At 35.8% G+C, this 19,979-nt stretch carries 12 protein-coding genes; 11 read left to right on the plus strand and 1 reads right to left on the minus strand.

Annotation, left to right across the window (positions count from 1 at the left end; genetic code table 11):
- Window positions 1-592: 592 nt before the first annotated feature.
- The gene (locus H3U97_RS00335) at window positions 593-1,963 is read left to right on the plus strand and encodes a hypothetical protein (RefSeq protein WP_198197494.1); all 1,371 of its coding nucleotides are present in this window, start codon (window positions 593-595) and stop codon (window positions 1,961-1,963) included.
- A 625-nt stretch (window positions 1,964-2,588) separates the two neighbouring features.
- Here the strand turns inward: H3U97_RS00335 and H3U97_RS00340 are convergent.
- Window positions 2,589-3,953: an MFS transporter gene (locus tag H3U97_RS00340; RefSeq protein ID WP_198197496.1), complete on the minus strand. Its 1,365-nt coding sequence runs from the start codon at window positions 3,951-3,953 to the stop codon at window positions 2,589-2,591.
- Between the two features lie 319 nt (window positions 3,954-4,272).
- Between H3U97_RS00340 and H3U97_RS00345 the strand changes: the two genes are divergently transcribed.
- From H3U97_RS00345 to H3U97_RS00390, 10 genes are all read left to right on the plus strand, one after another.
- A complete protein-coding gene (locus tag H3U97_RS00345; RefSeq protein ID WP_065578578.1) occupies window positions 4,273-5,061 on the plus strand; it encodes a helix-turn-helix domain-containing protein in 789 nt (262 codons plus the stop codon).
- Window positions 5,062-5,359: 298 nt separating this feature from the next.
- Window positions 5,360-8,545: a type I-F CRISPR-associated helicase Cas3f gene (cas3f, locus tag H3U97_RS00350; protein WP_232343692.1), complete on the plus strand. Its 3,186-nt coding sequence runs from the start codon at window positions 5,360-5,362 to the stop codon at window positions 8,543-8,545.
- A gap of 51 nt (window positions 8,546-8,596) precedes the next feature.
- Entirely contained in the window at window positions 8,597-9,976 is a 1,380-nt protein-coding gene (csy1, locus tag H3U97_RS00355; RefSeq protein ID WP_198197500.1) for a type I-F CRISPR-associated protein Csy1, read from the plus strand.
- The gene (gene csy2 / locus H3U97_RS00360; protein WP_198197502.1) at window positions 9,976-10,899 is read left to right on the plus strand and encodes a type I-F CRISPR-associated protein Csy2; all 924 of its coding nucleotides are present in this window, start codon (window positions 9,976-9,978) and stop codon (window positions 10,897-10,899) included. Before csy1 ends, csy2 begins: the two co-directional genes overlap by 1 nt.
- Before the next feature lie 34 nt (window positions 10,900-10,933).
- A complete protein-coding gene (gene csy3, locus H3U97_RS00365; protein WP_198197505.1) occupies window positions 10,934-11,944 on the plus strand; it encodes a type I-F CRISPR-associated protein Csy3 in 1,011 nt (336 codons plus the stop codon).
- A gap of 4 nt (window positions 11,945-11,948) precedes the next feature.
- Window positions 11,949-12,518 carry a type I-F CRISPR-associated endoribonuclease Cas6/Csy4 gene (gene cas6f / locus H3U97_RS00370; protein WP_198197507.1) on the plus strand — a complete coding sequence of 190 codons (570 nt, stop codon included), beginning with the start codon at window positions 11,949-11,951 and terminating at the stop codon, window positions 12,516-12,518.
- A gap of 1,022 nt (window positions 12,519-13,540) precedes the next feature.
- Entirely contained in the window at window positions 13,541-14,836 is a 1,296-nt protein-coding gene (locus H3U97_RS00375) for a hypothetical protein (RefSeq protein ID WP_198197509.1), read from the plus strand.
- A 512-nt stretch (window positions 14,837-15,348) separates the two neighbouring features.
- Window positions 15,349-16,749 (plus strand): hypothetical protein, encoded by a 1,401-nt coding sequence (locus tag H3U97_RS00380; protein WP_232343693.1) that lies wholly within the window; start codon window positions 15,349-15,351, stop codon window positions 16,747-16,749.
- Between the two features lie 692 nt (window positions 16,750-17,441).
- Entirely contained in the window at window positions 17,442-18,695 is a 1,254-nt protein-coding gene (locus tag H3U97_RS00385; protein WP_198197513.1) for a hypothetical protein, read from the plus strand.
- A 240-nt stretch (window positions 18,696-18,935) separates the two neighbouring features.
- Complete coding sequence (locus H3U97_RS00390) at window positions 18,936-19,859, plus strand: LysR family transcriptional regulator (RefSeq protein ID WP_065578586.1); 924 nt, start codon at window positions 18,936-18,938, stop codon at window positions 19,857-19,859.
- The last annotated feature ends 120 nt before the right edge of the window (window positions 19,860-19,979 follow it).

A 19,979-nucleotide genomic window follows, 5' to 3' on the forward strand; every position in this document is an offset into this window, starting at 1 on the left:
ACGCAGGCGGAAGGTAGTCACATCGTGACCACTTGCGTGGTCGCCGCGGGAGATTGTAAAGAGGGTTGGCGGCAACCCTCTTAACTCGGACGTAATCACCGTATAGAAACAACTACAAAACAACAAACGTCCGAAACTCAAACAACCAAAAATTTTGAGGAACGGGGTTTTTGAAACCCAAAAATCCCGTCCAAGTTTCTCCGAAATCGGTTTTAAGCAAGTAATTAAGACATAATATTACATTAATCTTTACAAAAGTTAACAATTAAACCATCAAAAAAAGTTGCATGGTTTTTTGCAATCACTATACTTTTATAGCATATTTATACGAATGGATAAATTTTATGCCATTAGGCTTAAAATTTTAAATAAATCATAAAATTGGATTGACAAGGATATCTGATATGGATTATAATTTTCAACACACAACACACAACACACAACCTGCCCAACCTATAAATTCACCTTTCTAAAGTTAAGCTCATACCGTTTATTATTTCACCGCAGTTTATTATTTCGACAATTTCGAAAATTTCCGAAATTCCGGCAAAATTTTTCAAAATTTCTTGGTTTAGTCTTTTTATCTCGGCCGATGGTTTTGGTTTTAACCGTAGTTATTTTACAATCTATCTCTTTTTCTAATTATGCATTAACCACAAAAACGACCAATATCATTTATGGTTCAGCACCTTATTTAACCTTTGATGGAGGTCGTACCCGGGTAACCAATACCGAATCGCTACTCGGGATATCCCTTTCTGATGGAAGAACATTTACTCCGACAACCAATAATTCAGAAAGAAATCCTATCGTTTTACCTGTTGTTGGTCAGAGTTTTAATGATATTGGTATGTTAGTACCAAGGAATACTGATTCTATTGCATTAAGCTCACTTATTGGCACACCGTATAATTATTGGGGAGATGATGATGGCGATGGTCAGGGGATTGATGGTATCACCGCTACCGGTAGTTTAAATTTATCTATTGTTGATAACTTCAATCATCCTGTTGCCCGTAATGAAGTACTGACTATTTGTAAAGCGCCATATAAATTAACCTTATCTAATGGTGAAGGCACATTAAAAACACGTTATGGTGTACCTAATGAAAGTCGTTTTACGGCAGGTAATGCCACTTATTATATTAATCCTAAGGCATCGCCAGTGATTTGTTTTGCAAGACCTAACCTAGGAGACAGATACACAAGGCAAGGTCTTTCTGCTGACATATGGAACCCTGATAAGGGTTTTCTACCACAGTCAGTTACGCCGTCGTCTTATGGTTTAAACTTCCCGACTACTGGTGCTAATAATTTATATTTTTATTTAGATATTGGTGGTAGTAATCAGGCCTTATCTTGGGCTCCGGTTTCTCATGATAAGATTACTGCTACTATGACCGATTCAACAAGTACCAGCGTTAAAGTCACCCTAACGGGTCCTTATGCTACAGAACGGCAACAAGAAGTAGATGCTGCAAGTTTCATCGACAGACCATCTTTACCGCAGACATTTGAGTTAGTCGGTCGTGATAGCAGTGGTAATGCGGTTGTCAAATATGGATTTGAGTTAAAGCAGTGGTTTGTTAATCGTGGTGGTTATCAGCATACGGATACTTTTTCTTGGTGTGGTCGTATGAGAGCTCGTTATATTAGGGTTAAAGATTTAACAAATGCGTCTTGTCGGGGAGTTGGTTTATATTCTAGCTGCCAAAGTGCAACGCCTTCGTCACCAGATAATAGTTTTCGTCGTCACATTGGTGCAGGATTTTTCACGGAATGGGGGAGGGTGGAAAGTTACGCTAATGCCGGTTTCCGCAACGACTATCCGACGGAGGATTATAATGGTCGACCTGTGCATAATGGATATGGGCGTTTTTCGGTTTACACGAGTGGTAGGATATATGAAGAGTCTGCCGGCCGCGATGTATACGGACTCTGTGTCTATCCTAATACTTTTTAGCTATTATTTCTTAGTTCTTAGGTATTAAAGCAGAGGATAAGAAAAATAACGTTAGAGCGATAAAAAACGATTTTGTGGTGCGACATTCGCAATGTGCTGACAACTGAGAGAGGTTAGCATGGCAAACAGGGATGTTTGGCAAGGAGCGTTAAGACCGAACGAAGGCGGAAGGCAGTCACATCGTGACCACTTGCGTGGTCGCCGCGGGAGATTGTAAAGAGGGTTGGCGCCAACCCTCTTAACTCGGACGTATTCACCGTATAGAATTAGCCACCAAACAACAAACGTCCGAAACTCAGCGAACCAAAAAAATTGAGGAACGGGGTTTTTGAACCTTAAATTCCTACTTATTACTAACCCTTTTTTTTAACTTAAAATAAAATGATTAAAAATCAATATGTTGAAAAATGGCTCAAAAAAGGGTTTTTATTGGTAAAAATGGACTTTGTCTTTTTGCCAACTGCATTTATAGTATATTGGATTCTAGTTCACTGCCGTGTAGGTAGCTTAGAAATTGAACATCGCCGATAATGCTATTTAATTGGTGTTCACTACCGTGTAGGTAGCTTAAAGCTATTGCTAAATAAGCTAAAAACTGAACTCATATGTTCAGTTTTTTTGTATACTAACTTTTTGTATTCACTCGATAAGAGAAAATATAGGCAATAACAGCAATAATGCCAAATACAAGAGATAGAAAAAACATTATCTGATAGGCGCAATTCACTGAAATTATTTGACCTAGAGTTAGGTTGATTAATATTCCTGATAATACGCTTCCAAATGCACCTCCAATTTGCTGTATAACACGAGTGATAGCACTTGTGTCCTTAATTTGATTTTTTTCACAAAACTCGAATGGAGAAGAGAGAACAGCAATCGTGGCAACGCCTAATCCGGAGCCTCGAACAGTAAAACCGATGATTTCAGAGGCGCTTCCACCAACTTGAATTATTAATATACTTATTGCTGATATTATTAAACCTATACCAATAATTAGAAATGAATTTATCTCACTTAGTGATTTATAAACAAATTTTCTCGCCAACCAAGCTCCTACACCTTGTAGGGCAAGCAACATTCCAATATAAGTAATAGATATATGATCATTTATTGCTTGTATTAAAGGAAAAAAGATCATAAAACCGAAAAAGATAACTGATGTCAGAAATCCCATAATTATTGCCAGAGAGTATTGATGGCAATTAAATGCACTTAAATTGATTAGTTTATTGTCTGACTTATTATTAGTAACAAGCGAAACCATCATCAAACCAATACCTAAAACCAGCATAATAATATTAGAAATATCAAAAAAATGCCCAGAAGTAATATTTTTAATAGAGATAAAAAATAATATTAAAGCAATTAAAAATGTCATAAATACATAAATATTCATATTATATTTAGATGTTTTATTCTCTGGTATTGTCGTCCCACCAAAGAAAAAAGCTAAAAGCGCCAAAGGTATGTTGATAAAAAAAGCAATTCTCCAATTTAATTGTTCCGATAAGATTGCGCCAAAAACTGGTCCTAGTGCTGGGGCAAAGACTGACGGAATGGCAATCAATGCCATAACCGGCTTTAGCCTTTGCTTAGCAAAATGAGTCGCTATTATCGATTGAGTGATAGGTATTAATATTCCTGCACCAAAACCTTGTAGGCATCTAAACAGGATTAAAGAAACCAGATTATATGAAAATCCAACTAATATAGAACTAATAAGAAAAATAAAAATTGAGCTGACCCATGCGTTCTTGAGCCCAAAATTTTCATGTATATAAGGTGATAGTAATATGCCAGCTGCGCAAGCAAGCATATATATGGTAATCGCCCATTGTATATAAGCATAAGAGGCATTAATGTCATTCGAAATTGCGGGTAAAATAACATTAACAATACTGCTATCTAATAATGGCAATATACTAGATAGAGTCATCGCAAATACTAACTTTCTTTCTGAAATGGTCAGGTCTAGCGATTGTTTCATATTAAACCCTTTCCATATTATATTTAGTTGCGCCTTGTGTATCTATTCCGTCGAATGTTGATGATTTAATTTCTTTATAATTTTTATGTTTTCCTTTCATGTATCTGTTTCCTTGTTAAAACCAGATTATTAAGCAATTAATAAATTTCAAAATTACCAATTAATTCGTCTAAAAAACGATTATTTTGTTGATTTACAACTTATCTATTTATTGCTAACGTGTTACCTTCAATTTAATTGAGCAGATTTTAGGATAGCCAGTAGAATAGTGTTTTACTAGCCAATTTAAGCCACAAAATATCCCATCGGGGCCATATAAATGAATACTCCACTCATTTCTCCACTGCTTGCTTCTTCTGATAGCGAACCGATGATCATATCAACAGCCAGCCACTCTTCACAAAGAGTGACACAACGTCATGGTCATTCGAGAGGACAGTTACTTGGCACATTACAGGGATTAATTTCAATTGAAGCAGAAAGTAGTCAATGGATAGTGCCCGCAACTCATGCTGTCTGGATCCCCCCGAATGTACAACATAGTCTTCTTGGAACGCATGGACAATTTGAAGGATGGAGCATCTATATACAAAAAAATGCATGTTCTAAACTACCTATCAAACCATGCATTTTAGAATTATCTGATTTATTGCGCGAAGCAATTAACCGAACCATGTCATGGCATAACTCAGAACTGCAACCAGAACAGAAGCGGTTAATTGCCGTGATACTTGACGAGATTAGAATCAGTCCGCAAGTTGAGTTAGCACTGCCAATGCCAAAAGATATGCGTCTGTTAAAAATCGCTTTAGCTTTGTCTGATAATCCTAGTGATGATAGAAACGTTAATGAATGGGGCGTTTGGGCTGGTATTTCCCGACGTTCATTAACACGTCGATTTACCAATGAAACCGGATTTAATTTTACAGAATGGCGTCAGAAGCTGCGCATGTTAAAAGCGTTAGAATTGCTAGCTACTGGAAAATCAATTACAGAAATATCTTTATATTTAGGTTATGACAATATTAGTGGGTTTATTGCTATTTTCCGACGAAATTTTGGGGTAACACCAGGTAATTATCAAAGAACCATGCGAAACCATCTCTGATGGCAAAACTTTACTTATACTACTATTCAAAATGATAATCATATTAATGATAAATTAATCAAATAAATTTTTCTAAGTCTCGTAATGTAATTAGAAAAACCCTCAATTAAACAATTTATTATATGATTTAAGTATTAACTTAAAAAGAAAATAGCTTACTATAAGATTCACGCCATATAGGTGGTAAAATCATTTATTGAATCTCTTAGATAATTATTTAAAAGACTCGTTTTATACATAAAACAATGTTAATTTATTGCTATCTAGAACTTGAGATTATTTTCTTATTATCATGGATTTGATTCATTCGTCTGATCTTAAAACGACTCTACTCTGGACTGTTGGCGATAAAAGTCAATTTAATCAACAAGGCCGAATACCAACTAATCGTACTAAGCGCAATATATTACGCAATGATAGTGAAAATAGTTGGCAATATGCCACATCTATCCAACTTATCGCAACCATTGCTGCGCTATTGCATGATTTGGGTAAGGCGACAGTCGGCTTTCAAGATAAATTACGGCAAAGTCGATCGGCAGGTGATCCGTATCGTCATGAGTGGATTTCATTACAGTTATTCTTATTGATGATTCGTGATTGTACCACTAATCAAGAGGTTTTAACCCGTTTAGCTAATTTTGCCGATTATCAACAACTTAAACCAGATTGGCATCATGATCTTACTAGCACAGAGAATAATGACCTCTCTCAATTACCATTATTAGCCCAATGGATTGGCTGGTTAATTGTGTCACACCATCGTATGCCGTTTTTAACATCTGTTAGTAAGGAAGATATAGAAAATAAAGATCCAAAAAACGACATAAAAAATCAAGAAATGGATATTTCGGGATTAACTATAGATGACTTCTTTAGTACTTTTACCGCGGTTAAAAACTGGGTTAGAAATAGTAATATTGAAGACAGCGCCGATTTTTGGCAACTTAAAAGTGATATAACTCTAAGCCAATCTTGGCTTAAAAAATTAAGTCGCTATGCAAGCAGGGCAATTCATCACACTCCTTTAATGCAACTAACCAATGTTGATTCATTGTTATTACATTTATCACGATTAAGCCTTATGGTTGCTGACCATAACTATTCCAGCATATCAATCAATGACAAAGAAGCCCAAAGTGTTAAAGATATTCTTATCGCCAATACCAATAAAAGCCAGCACGCCAATCAACGATTAGATGATCATCTATTAGGTGTTGCTAATTCTAGCGCTCGTTTTGCTCGCTTGCTACCTAAAATCAACACTGAATTACCAGCAATTAATCAGCATAAACCATTTACGCAACGCACTACGATTAAACGCTTTCAATGGCAAAACCATGCTTTTGATTTAGCTAAAAGTTATCAACAATTAAGTGATGATAATGGCTTTTTTGGCGTCAATATGGCATCGACCGGCTGTGGTAAAACCTTAGCTAATGGGCGAATTATGTATGCATTATCAAATCCACAGCGTGGGGTACGATTTACTATTGCTTTAGGATTACGTGTATTAACCTTACAAACTGGTAAAGCGTTACGAGAAAGATTGCATTTGACCGATGAACATTTGGCTATTTTGGTTGGTGGTCGGGCAACAAAGACCCTATTTGAGTTAGAAAATCAAGCGAAAATTGATAAAAATAAAAATGATAAAGATAAAGATAAAGATAAAGAGATTAATCCCGAAACTCTTGGTTGTGAATCGACAGAATCATTAGTCGATGAATATATTGATGTGGCAGAGAGTGGTATTGCTGACTGTGAACTCGGTACCATTATCGAAAACAGTAAGGCTCGTCAATTAATCTATGCGCCGATTGTGACATGTACCGTTGATCACTTAATGCAAGCTAGCGAATGTCTCAGAGGTGGCAAATATATTGCCCCTACCTTAAGGTTGCTTACCGCAGATTTAATTTTAGATGAACCGGATGATTTTGATCAGCGAGATTTACCAGCTTTGGCAAGGTTAGTTCATTTAGCCGGGCTTTATGGCAGTAAAGTGTTACTCTCATCAGCCACCTTAACGCCAGACCTTATTGCTGGTTTATTTGATGCTTATCAAGCCGGTCGAAAAATTTGGAATCAGAATACAGGAAGGTCTAATCAGGGGATTATTTGTGGATGGTTTGATGAATATCAGCAGTCAGTCGAACAAATAGCTGATACTGTTAATTTTAAACATCATCATACGAAGTTTATCGAAAAAAGAATAGATAAGTTGCAACAAGGGACAATTCGTCGTCGAGGACAAATTTTAGAATTATTAAATTACTCATTACATAAAAAAGAAAATTCAGATCTCGGTTATGCTCTATTGGCGCAACAGTTATTAGATCAAGCTTATCATTTTCATTTACAGCATCATCAACAAGATCCGCAAACCAACAAAAAAATTAGTCTCGGTTTAATGCGCTTTGCGCACATTGATGATGTGATGTCGCTCACTAAGCAAATCTACCAGCAAACTGACTTACCGGCAAATGTTGAATTTCATCTGGTGGTTTATCATGCCAGACAACTACTACTATTGCGCAGTCAATTAGAAGAAAAACTGGATAGAATTTTAAACCGTGGTGATGCTAATAAATTATTTGAACAACCTGAAATCCGTGCAGCAATAAAAGACAGTGATAAACAACATCATATTTTTATCGTCATCGGCACACCGGTTACTGAAGTTGGGCGTGACCATGATTATGATTGGGCAATTGTTGAGCCATCTTCAATGCGTTCAATTATTCAGTTAGTAGGACGAGTTTGGCGGCATAGACCGGAAAAAATAGCCAAAAGTGCCAATGTGGCGATTTTAGGCAGTAATTTAGAAGCAATGAAAAACGGCAACAATTTAGGGGTTAATATTGCTTGCTTTACTAAACCGGGGTTTGAACAAGAACCATTGTTTTTATTAAAAACCCATAAGACTGAGCAACTGATAACGTCAGAACAATTAAAAAATATTAATGCGATTCCTCGTATTATGACTGATTCGCAAGCAGGCTTAACACTAGCAGAATTAGAACATAAGGTTATGGCCCATTTATTTCCAATCAATGCGCGCAAAAGTAATTATGTTACCAGTTATTGGCAAACTGATTTGGCACATCACCATTGTGTCCATCTACAGTTAATCTCGCCTTTTAGGCTGCAAGAGCAACCACAAGATGAGTTTATTTGCCAACTTGATGATAACGGTGAATACCGATTTAGTTATGCCGAAATCGCTTGGCAAAAGCCACTTCAACTATCAGTAAAAACGCTAAGTAACAAAATTAGATTTGACGAAAAATGGTCATTTAACAATTCACAAATTCAACCTTGGTTATCCAATACTGTTGAAAAAGCTATTGGCGAAATTGAGAAACATTTTCCTGATAAAAATCAATATTTGCTTGCTAACGAATTTTGCAAGGTAAATTTAAATAGTAAATTAAACTGGTATTTCCACCCTTGTTTTGGATTCTATGAAGATAAAAGCTAGGGTATGACCGATGAAAATTGATGTTGATGTTTAAAAATATAAGGAGGGCTAATGAATAATATTTCTTGGCAAGATATAAGAAAGGTCATTATCGACTTTCTTCAGCAACGGCTTGCTAATAACAGCAGTTATAAAAGTGAACTGACTAAATTAGAAAAAGCTAAACAAGCGGGCGATCAAAAAGCTGTTAATGAATCTCAACAGAAGATATTAGAACTTAGTAAAAGATTTGATTTTGAAAATTGGATGGAAGATGCTGCAATGCGAAGAATCTTTTGGATCTCCATTTGTCACCACTCTTCTAAAGCCATTCATTCTTCAAGTTTAGGTGATAATGTTAACAATTTTACAATTATCAACCCAAGTGAACAGCAATATGTATCTTCATCAACACCAACACATTTAGTAGCTGATAGTTCAGGAAATGCTGCCGGTTTAGATATATTTTCTCTATTGAATCAATGTATTAATGGCGATAAAACATTATTAGAATTAATTATTGATGATCATCCAGCTGTACTAAAAGGGCTATCTGATGATGAGCAGAAAGCAGCAATCTATTTAGCCAATTTTAAGAAAGTTATTTTTAATGATTTTGAAAAACCGAAAGCTGACGAACTTAATAAGCAACTTTATTGGCCGAATAGTGAAGAGAGTTATTTGTCACAACAAGAAGATAATTATCGTTTGCTTGTTCCTCTGCATCCCACATCTTTGTGTAATGTAGTCTATCAAAAAGTACAAACCCGCTTTTCCGAAGAAAATAGACAAGCTCGTGAACAACGGCGCTTGAAAGAGGCCGAACATCAGCCCTATTTTACTTTTCATGAGCTTGCGGTGGTTAAACTTGGGGGGAGTAATCCACAAGGGGTAAGTCAGTTAACCAGCAAGCAAGGTGGACGTAATTATTTACTGCCATCAATGCCTCCAAAGTTTGAAAATAAGGACTTTTTTTCGATAACAGAGAATCTACGTACCATTTTCAATGGCTCATTACAATATATTTGCCGATCTGGATTTAGATCCTTATATGAATCTATAGAAGCATCGAAAAATAGCGTTGAAATAAGGAATAAACGTAAACAAAGTTTTGAAAAAATTCTTACTATTTTATTAAAGTTTGCTAAACATATCCAAACGACGATGCCTGTGGGATGGAGCCGAGATTGCTCTCTCAAAGCTCACCAAACTTATTGGCTTGATCCAAAACGTAAAGAACTTGAAGGGCAAGAAGATTTCAAACGACAATATGAACAAGGTGAATGGTTAATTAGCCTTGAAAGAGATTTTGCAAAGTGGATTGAAAATGCTCTGGAACAAAAATTTACTAATAACAAAGAAGAGTTTTCTGAAATCGAATTTAAAGAGTGGTGTCGCGAATTTAGCGGAGCAGTAAAAGCGAGTCAACGTAAGAAGGAGGGAATCTTTTAATGGCATCATTACGTTATTATTTGTTCTTTGACCATATTAAAGTTCACAACGCCAATGCAATTTCTAGTCCATTAACTTATGGTTTTCCGGCTATCTCGGGCTTTTTAGGGGCGATCCATGCCTTAAATCGAAAAATTGAGTCGGATCATCCTATTTATTTAGATGGCGTATTAATCGCTTGTCATGGGTGTGATGTACAAGTTTATCGACCTAATAATTATACTGATTATACATTTCGACTCACTCGCAACCCACTAGCTAAAAATGGTGATACCCGCTCGATTATCGAAGAAGGGCGGGTTGATCTTGATGTTTCTTTAATTGTTGAAGTGAAAATTGAAGGACGTAGGGCATTATTTAGTAAGGAGCTACAGCAACAATTCGTCAAACAAGTTGAGCAAAAAATTTACCAACAACGTATTGCTGGTGGTTATATTACTGAAATTGCTTCAATAGAGTTATATTCTTCTTCTAACGCAGAAGATCGAGATATATTAATTAAAGCTTTATTACCAGCCTTTGTCTTGGTTGAAGCTCAGCAAGAGTTACAGGAAATTACTGCCGAGTTACAACAAAAAGATCCGAATGCCACTGCACTTGATGCGTTAGTTGAAACTGCCATGTTGCATCATCATCCGCAAGAAAAAGATCAATGGCAAACCACATCGGTCAAGCAGGGGCGAGGTTGGTTAGTGCCGATACCACTTGGTTATCAAGCTATTTCACCACTGTTTGACGCAGGAACGGTTGAACATGCCCGTAGTAATCAACATCCAACACAATTTGTCGAATGTATTTATGGATTAGGCAAGTGGGTATTTCCACTAAGATTACAAAACAATTTATCACAAGCGTTTTGGCGTTATAAATGCAGCGAACTGCAATCGAATGACGCAGATATTTATATTATTAATCAAGATTAATTAAACAAGTTTAGCATTAAAAAAGGAATGAATTATGAGTAAAGATAAAATCACTACCGCATCAGTATTAGCCTTTGAACGTAGTTTTGATATTTCTGATGCCATTTTTGCCCAACAAAATAGCCATGATGATCAAAAATTAACACCAGTTTTATTATCTGAAAAATCTGTTAGAGGTACCATTTCGAATCGGCTTAAAAATACTTTAGCAAGTGATCCGGCTAAATTAGATGCTGAAATTCAAAAACCTAATCCACAAACCATAGATATATCTGCACTTGATGCCGATAAAGATACCTTGGTGGTTAAATGGAGCTGTAAAGTGCTACCTTTCTTAGGTACACCTTCAGTTTGTAATAATATTGACTATCAAGAAGCATTAATAAAAACTACTCAAAGCTATATCAAAGAAGAAGGGATGCAAGCATTAGCTAAACGTTACGCTATCAATATATTAAATGGCCGTTGGTTATGGCGTAATCGTATGGCTGCCGAACAAATTAGTATTGCCATCACTTGTAAAGATGACGATAAAGTCATGATTGAAATTAGTGATGTTAAACAATATCAATTAAATTCATTTGATTATGATGATAAATCAGTAAACGAGCTTGCCGCTCTGATTGAAGCTGGCTTATTAGGCAAAGAGTTCGTTATCTTTAATATTCAAGCCAAATTAAAAATGGGATTAGGGCAAGAGGTCTATCCATCACAAGAAATGATTTTAGAGCCTGGTAAAAATAAAAGTAAAGTCCTGTATGAAAAAAATGGTCAAGCAGCAATGCACTCGCAAAAAATCAGCAATGCCATTCGAACCATTGATACTTGGTATGCTGAAAACGCCGAGTTCCCAATTGCCATTGAACCTTATGGTGCAGTTACCACTATGGGACATGCTTTTAGACAACCTAAACAAAAACAGGATTTTTATACCTTATTTGATAATTGGGTACTCAAAGGCGAAAAACCAACGCTTGAACAACAACATTATGTTATCGCAGTTCTGATTCGTGGTGGTGTATTTGGTGCTAGTGGTAAGGAGTAATATTATGCTTACTCACTATTTTGAACTACGGGCAATTCCGCAACTGGAGATAACTGAAACTGAAGTGATTAATCAAGTTATGCAATCACTGCATCAGGTATTAGTTAACCATCAAGGCAATATTGCGGTTAGTTTTCCTTGTTATAATGTCCACAGAACATTAGGCGGAATTATCCGGTTATTTGGCGATGAAGCGCAGTTGCAACAATTTAAAATGGCCTTACAACAGCAGGCCGTAGTTAGTGATTACACCTTAGCCTTGCCAATAACATCTGTACCAACTAGTGTTAAAGGTTACCTACGCTTAATTCGTATCAATCCTAAAGGACAAAGTGCTTTAAGACGAGCCGAAAAACGTTTAACCGCACAAGGTAAATGGTCAGCCGAAGTAAAAAGCAAAATGGTTGAAAAATGGGGCAGCCTTCATTTGAACTATCCACACCTTCATTTTGCTAGCAAAAGCACAGGGCAACATTTTATTATGTGGCTGAAACAACAAAAATGTGCAACGGCTGTTGAAGGAACATTTAATAGTTACGGACTCAGCAAAACAGCAACTATTCCTGATTTTTAACTAAATAATAAGGGCATTATTATAATGCCCTTAGCTACCAATATCTAACCATATTAACAGCATAAATTTTGAGGAGAGTACTTTTTGAAACTAAAAAATTTGAGGAAAGGGGGTTTTTGAAACTTAAATACCATGCAGTGTTAACCCTTTTTTTTAACTAAAAATAAACTGTTTAAAAATCAATTAATTGAAAAACTACCGAAAAAAAGGGTTTTTGCAAAGTAAAATAGACTTTGCCTTTTGCACAACAATGTTTATAGTATTTGGGGTTCTCTTCAAGGCTGCATAAGCCGTTTAGAAATTTTAAAACATAATCCTTGATTGTCTTAACTTCTTCTAGGCTGCATAAGCCGTTTAGAAACAAATACCAGTAACATTTTTAACCGCACCGTCCTTCTAGGCTGCATAAGCCTAAAAAATTTGAGGAACGGGGTTTTTTGAGTTTAAAATCCTTAATAACTGAAATGATCAGAATAGGTAAAAATATCTAAAACTAGGTAGGCAAGAATTATGAAATAAGGTTTTTGTGTATTGATGTTGTTGAGATTAAACTTTACAAAAGTTAACAATTTAGACTTTAAAAGAAGTTGCATAGATTATTTTCAGTCACTATACTTTAGGTGATTTTTAGCGCAATAATAGGCTGTTATTTAGTCAAATTAACTTAAAAAAGCCAAATAAAACATGGAATTACTTGACAAGGTTGTTGTTATGAACTATAATGTTAAACACCAAACACCAAACACCAAACCTGCCCAACTTATACTTTAAAATCATCTTGTTATTACAATCAACGTTTAGTCTTTTCTAATAATTTATTTTTTCCTCGATTTTTAAGGTTATTTTTATTTTCGCCGCTTTTTAGCGTTTTCGCCGTTACTTTAGTTTTATTCTTTTCATCAAGTAGTTATGCACTAACATCCCTAAGAGCCAGTACCGTAAAAGTTATTGCCGGCAATTCTCCCTATATTATATTAGGCGATGGTTTTAACCCTTTAACTGATTTGCGGCAAATAATAGGTTTGAATTTTCCTAATGGTCAAGGTGGTTATAATTGGATAAGCGCCTGGGATGCCGGGGTTGCCATCAAAGCACCGCCAGGTATGCATTTTAATCAAGTCATGTCGCATAGTGTCATCAGTGATGGCAATGCTCATCATATTCCTTATCTTACTATAGGTGATGCAGATGGTGATGAAGCGGGGGGGTATGTGTCAGGTTATCTAAAAGCGACATGGTATGAAAATGGCGCACAAATTCCGAATGATAGGTTAGGTAATGAATTATGGGGCTGTGGTGGGCCGTATAAATTAAGAGTAGAGGTTTGGGATATCCAAGCAAATACCCCTTATGGTGTACCGAATAATCGTTATTATGGTAATAGTTGGGTGGAATATACTGTCATTCCCCATAATTCCAGTATCTGCTATTTAAGACCAAATGATATGGGTAATTATGGTGGTTATGACGGAAATGTATTTCATAACTTTTGGGGCTTTTCTCGTTGGAGTGGCTTTCCGACCACGGGTTTTCAAAATGCGGCATTTACGTTAATAGGTGCAGGTGCAGACCAAAGTCGTTATCGCTGTTATTCACATAATGGGGGTGGCAAAATATGGTTATCCACTATTAATGGTTATGGCGCAAACTGCACGGTTAATTATGCGGCAGAAAAAAAATGGCAATTTATTGAAAATGGTACGCCGGTAATAACCATGGAGTACTTTAACGGTCGAGATTGGATTTGGATGGATAGTTTTACGATACCGGTACCGAGTAAATGGCCAGCGAAAATAAATCAAAACCTTCTTGAATTTACTAACCAGTTATCAGACGATATTAGCGATCCCGGAGATCGAAATATTTGGCATGGAGGTGCAGAACATGGACATTGGGAGCATATTCCCAAAACAACTTATAAAACATTAGATTATTGTCGTAACGATGACCACTCATCGCTCTTAAGATATAAAACAACAAGAGATGAAGCTTTAGATGATAATTTTCGTAGGGGATTGCTATATACACTAGAAGAATATAAAGGAAATAGTGATTGGAATCCAAATTTTATACGAGGAGTAGGCAGTTTTATGGGGGAATGGGGGGTATTGGGTAATTATAACTCTCTTTTTGCAAACGAGATATGGACCGCTACTAAAGCGACTTTTAATCCCGGTATAGGTCCTGCACGTTTTTATCCGCTTGGTTTGAGACAAAATGGTCAGGTTGTATTCAATACGGGCGGCAAAAAACAAGGAAATTCTAATATTATTAATATGGCTATTTTTAACAAAAGAGCGATATGCCGTGGAGATTAATTCTATAAAGTTAACGATTGATAATCTGGCAAATACAACGCAACAAATTGTACCTATCAATAAACATATAAATACAATAAGTTGCGTTTAACCTTTAACAAATCAGGCATCGAATGTAGATTGCCTGCATAGCATATCTTTGAAGAGCGTACTTTTTAAACCCAAAAATTTACGGAAAGGAGTTTTAAAAAGGTTAAAATAGTGCGTTAACGGCTTATCTGACTAATAATATTTACAAAAGTTAACAATTTAGACTTTAAAAGAAGTTGCATAGATTATTTTCAGTCACTATACTTTAGGTGATTTTTAGCGCAATAATAGGCTGTTATTTAGTCAAATTAACTTAAAAAAGCCAAATAAAACATGGAATTACTTGACAAGGCTGTTATTATGAACTATAATTTTAAACACCAAACACCAAACACCAAACCTGCCCAACTTATACTTTAAAATCATCTCGTTATTGCAATCAACGTTTAGTTTTTTCTAGTAGTTTATTTTTTCCTCGATTTTTGAGGTTATTTTTATTTTCGCCGCTTTTTAGCGTTTTCGCCGTTACTTTAGTTTTATTATTTTCATCAAGTAGTTATGCATTAACGTCCCTAAGAGCCAGTACCGTCAAAGTTATTACCGGGAATTCTCCCTATATTATATTAGGTGATGGTTTTAACCCTTTAACTGATTTGCGGCAAATAATAGGTTTGAATTTTCCTAATGGTCAAGGTGGTTATAATTGGATAAGTGCCTGGGATGCTGGGGTTGCCATAAAAGCACCGCCAGGTATGCATTTTAATCAAGTCTTGTCCCATAGTGTCATCAGTGATGGTAATGCTCATCATATCCCTTATCTTACTATAGGTGATGCAGATGGTGATGAAGCGGGTGGATATATATCAGGTTATCTAAAAGCGACATGGTATGAAAATGGTGCACAAATTCCGAATGATAGGTTAGGTAATGAATTGTGGGGATGCGGTGGGCCCTATAAATTAAGAGTAGAGGTTTGGGATATCCAAGCTAATACCCCTTATGGTGTGCCTAATAATCGTTATTATGGTAATAGTTGGGTGGAATATACTGTCATTCCCCATAATTCCAGTATTTGCTATTTAAGACCAAATGATATGGGTAATTATGGCGGTTATGATGGAAATGTATTTCATAACTTTTGGGGCTTTTCTCGTTGGAGTGGTTTCCCAACCACGGGTTTTCAAAATGCAGCATTTACGGCAATTGGACCAGGAGCGAATCAACTTTATTATCGTTGTTATTCACATAATGGGGCTGGTAAAATATGGTTATCGACCATCAATGGTTATGGTGCAAACTGCACGGTTAATTATGCATCAGAACAAAAATGGCATTTTGTTGAAAATGGTACACCGGTAATAACCATGGAATACTTTAACGGCCGAGATTGGATTTGGATGGATAGTTTTACGATTCCAGTGCCGACCAAATGGCCATCAATGTCTCATTCTCGAGTAATATTCAGTACCGGTTCTACACCATTTCAACAATTTACTGCTCGTACTGAATTTCCAGTATTAAGTTTTTGCACAGGAAGACCCTCAGGTTTTTGTAATGGTAAACCTTGTGATAGAGATCCGTTGACAATAAGAGAGGTAATAAATGAAGGATTTCGTCGAGAATATTTGTATAGTTCAAATGAAATCAGGATATCAAATAGTAATAATAGTTGGGACTTTATCCGTTCAGTAGGTAATTTTATGGGAGAATGGGGAGTATTAAAGAATTATAACATGATGTGGGGAGAAAATGGGATATGGGTTGCAGACCAAATTCGTGATAACACATATGCATTTTCTCCAACCTATATTTCGAGTGATGGGCGTTTATTGCCTTCTGTATTTGGAGGAAATTTGAAGGAACTTGATGTTATTTGTCGTTAAGAATAATCTCAATATGTTTAGGTAATTGCACGTTAAACACAACTAATTATGCATATTAGTAAAATAAATATGCATTTTTTATAATTAAAGGATCTAATATAGAATTAACCATATAGTTACATCTATTTTTTGAGGAATGGACTTTTTTAACCCTAAAATTTGAGGAGAGGAGTTTTGAAAAGGGTAAAACAGTGCGCTAACAGTTTATCTGACTAATAATATTTACAAAAGTTAACAATTTAGATTCTAAAATCAGTTGCATAGATTATTTTCAATCACTATACTTTTAGATGATTTTTAGTGCAATAATAGGCTGTTATTTAGTCAAATTAACTTAAAAAAGCCAAATAAAACATGGAATTACTTGACAAGGTTGTTGTTATGAACTATAATTTTAAACACCAAACACCAAACACCAAACCTGCCCAACTTATAATTTAAATTCATCTTGTTATTGCAATCAACGTTTAGTCTCTTCTAGTAGTTTATTTTTTTCTCGATTTTTAAGATCATTTTTATTCTCGCCGCTTTTTAGCGTTTTCGCCGTTACTTTATTTTTATTATTTTCATCAAGTAGTTATGCACTAACATCCCTAAGAGCCAGTACCGTCAAAGTTATTACCGGGAATTCTCCCTATATTATATTAGGCGATGGTTTTAACCCTTTAACTGATTTACGGCAAATAATAGGTTTGAATTTTCCTAATGGTCAAGGTGGTTATAATTGGATAAGCGCCTGGGATGCCGGGGTTGCCATTAAAGCGCCGCCCGGTATGCATTTTAATCAAGTCATGTCCCATAGTGTCGTTAGTGATGGTAATGCTCATCATATCCCTTATCTTACTATAGGTGATGCAGATGGTGATGAAGCGGGTGGGTATGTGTCAGGTTATCTAAAAGCAACATGGTATGAAAATGGCGCACAAATTCCGTATGAGTGGTTAGGTAATGAATTGTGGGGCTGCGGTGGGCCCTATAAATTAAGAGTAGAGGTTTGGGATATCCAAGCTAATACCCCTTATGGTGTGCCTAATAATCGTTATTATGGTAATAGCTGGGTGGAATATACCGTTATTCCCCATAATCCTAGTATTTGCTATTTAAGACCAAATGATATGGGTAATTATGGCGGTTATGATGGAAATATATTTCATAACTTTTGGGGCTTTTCACGTTGGAGTGGCTTCCCAACCACGGGTTTTCAATATGCGGCATTTACGTTAATCGGTGCCGGTGCGGACCAAAGTCGTTATCGATGTTATTCACATAATGGGGGCGGCAAAATATGGTTATCCACTATTAATGGTTATGGCGCAAACTGCACTGTTAATTATGCATCAGAACAAAAATGGCAATTTATTCAAAATGGTACGCCGGTAATAACCATGGAGTACTTTAACGGTCGAGATTGGATTTGGATGGATAATTTTACGATACCGGTGCCAAGTAAATGGCCATCGAAAGGAGGTAATAAGAGTAATTTTACCAATCATCTGGTGATTAACGCTATAAATGATCCTGGAGATCGGGATGTTTGGAATGGCGGTGCTGAACATGGACAATGGGTACATATTCCTAAAACAATTTATTACGTATTGGATTATTGTAGTGGCAGAGATAGTAACAGTGTAAAACGCCGAACCCAAACAGCGGAAGCGATGGATGACAATTTTCGCAGGGGATTGCTATATACGCTTGTAGAGCTTAAAGGTAATAATAATAGAGCAAGAGGTTTTGTTCGTGGCTTAGGTAATTTTATGGGCGAATGGGGGACATTGAACAGTTATAATTCATTTTGGGCAGATAAGATATGGACAGCAGATAGAAATGATGCTTACAAGCCTTTTTATGTTCAAGTCGATGGATACGCTGATTTACCAAGTATAATACGTAATCCTAAAGACGCATGGACAATTGCAGCTAGTCCATTATGTCGTGGAGATTAACCCGAGATTATGTTAATGACTACCAAAATTGCAAATATAACTTTATTTTAAAAACAATGATAAGTTGTGTTAACAATTTGAGGAGCGTACTTTTTAAAGCCCAAAATCTTCTAAAAAAACAATTCTACGGTATTAGGTTGCGCAAAAACAGCTATTTGCCTTTTGCTGTACAATCTCCCAGACTATGTTTATAGTAGTTTATATTTTGAATTAATATTGGTTTTAATTACTAACGATATTATGAAGCTTCAACAATTACGTTACATTTTAGAAATTGCCCGTTCAGGCTCAATCAATGAGGCTGCTAAAAATTTGTATATTACTCAACCAAGTTTATCAACTGCAGTGAAGGAGTTGGAAGCTGAATTTGGTATTGAAATTTTTGTACGGACATCTAAAGGAGTTTCATTATCGACTGATGGAGTTGAATTTTTAGGTTATGCAAAACAGGTTTTAGATCAAGCTCAGTTGCTAGAACAGCACTATGCTAAAAAAGTACCTTCCAAACAATTGTGTAGCATATCTACCCAACATTATGCATTTGCGGTAAACGCTTTTGTTAATTTAATCAAAAAGAATCATACTGATGAATATGAGTTTACCCTACGTGAAACTCGTACTTACGATATTATAACTGATGTGGCTAATTTACGTAGTGAAGTAGGTATTTTGTATCTAACTGATTTTAATCAAAAAGTTATTTTACGTTTGCTTAAAGAACATCGTTTAACTTTTAATCCACTATTTGAGGCTGATCCACATGTATTTATCAGTACCCATCATCCTTTGGCGGCCATGAAGTCTTTAACATTAGATGATTTAGAGGATTTTCCCTATCTTTCATTTGAACAAGGTGAATATAACTCTTTTTATTTTTCCGAAGAGATTTTAAGTACTGTGTATCATAAAAAGAGTATTCATGTCAGTGATAGGGCAACGTTATTTAATTTATTGCATGGATTAAATGGTTATACCATTAGTACCGGTGTGCTCAGTACTGATTTAAATGGTTCAGACATTCTATCTATCCCTTTAGATGTCGAAGAAAAGATATTAATTGGCTGGATAACATCACAAAAAGCACAGCTAAGTTTATCGGCACAAAATTATATCGAAGCGTTGAAAAAGCTTATTCAAGAAGAGTATGGTTTTAAGCTCAAATAAGCGTTTGCGATTAATAAATCAAATTGCTATTTCAGTAAATTCCAGTATAATTGCGCACGATTCATATATTTATTATATGGATGCCGAGGGATGTCTGAATTAGAGATCGGTCATTCCATT

Origin of the sequence: Gilliamella sp. W8128, assembly GCF_016100545.1 — a bacterium.
Taxonomy (GTDB): Bacteria; Pseudomonadota; Gammaproteobacteria; order Enterobacterales; family Orbaceae; genus Gilliamella; species Gilliamella apis.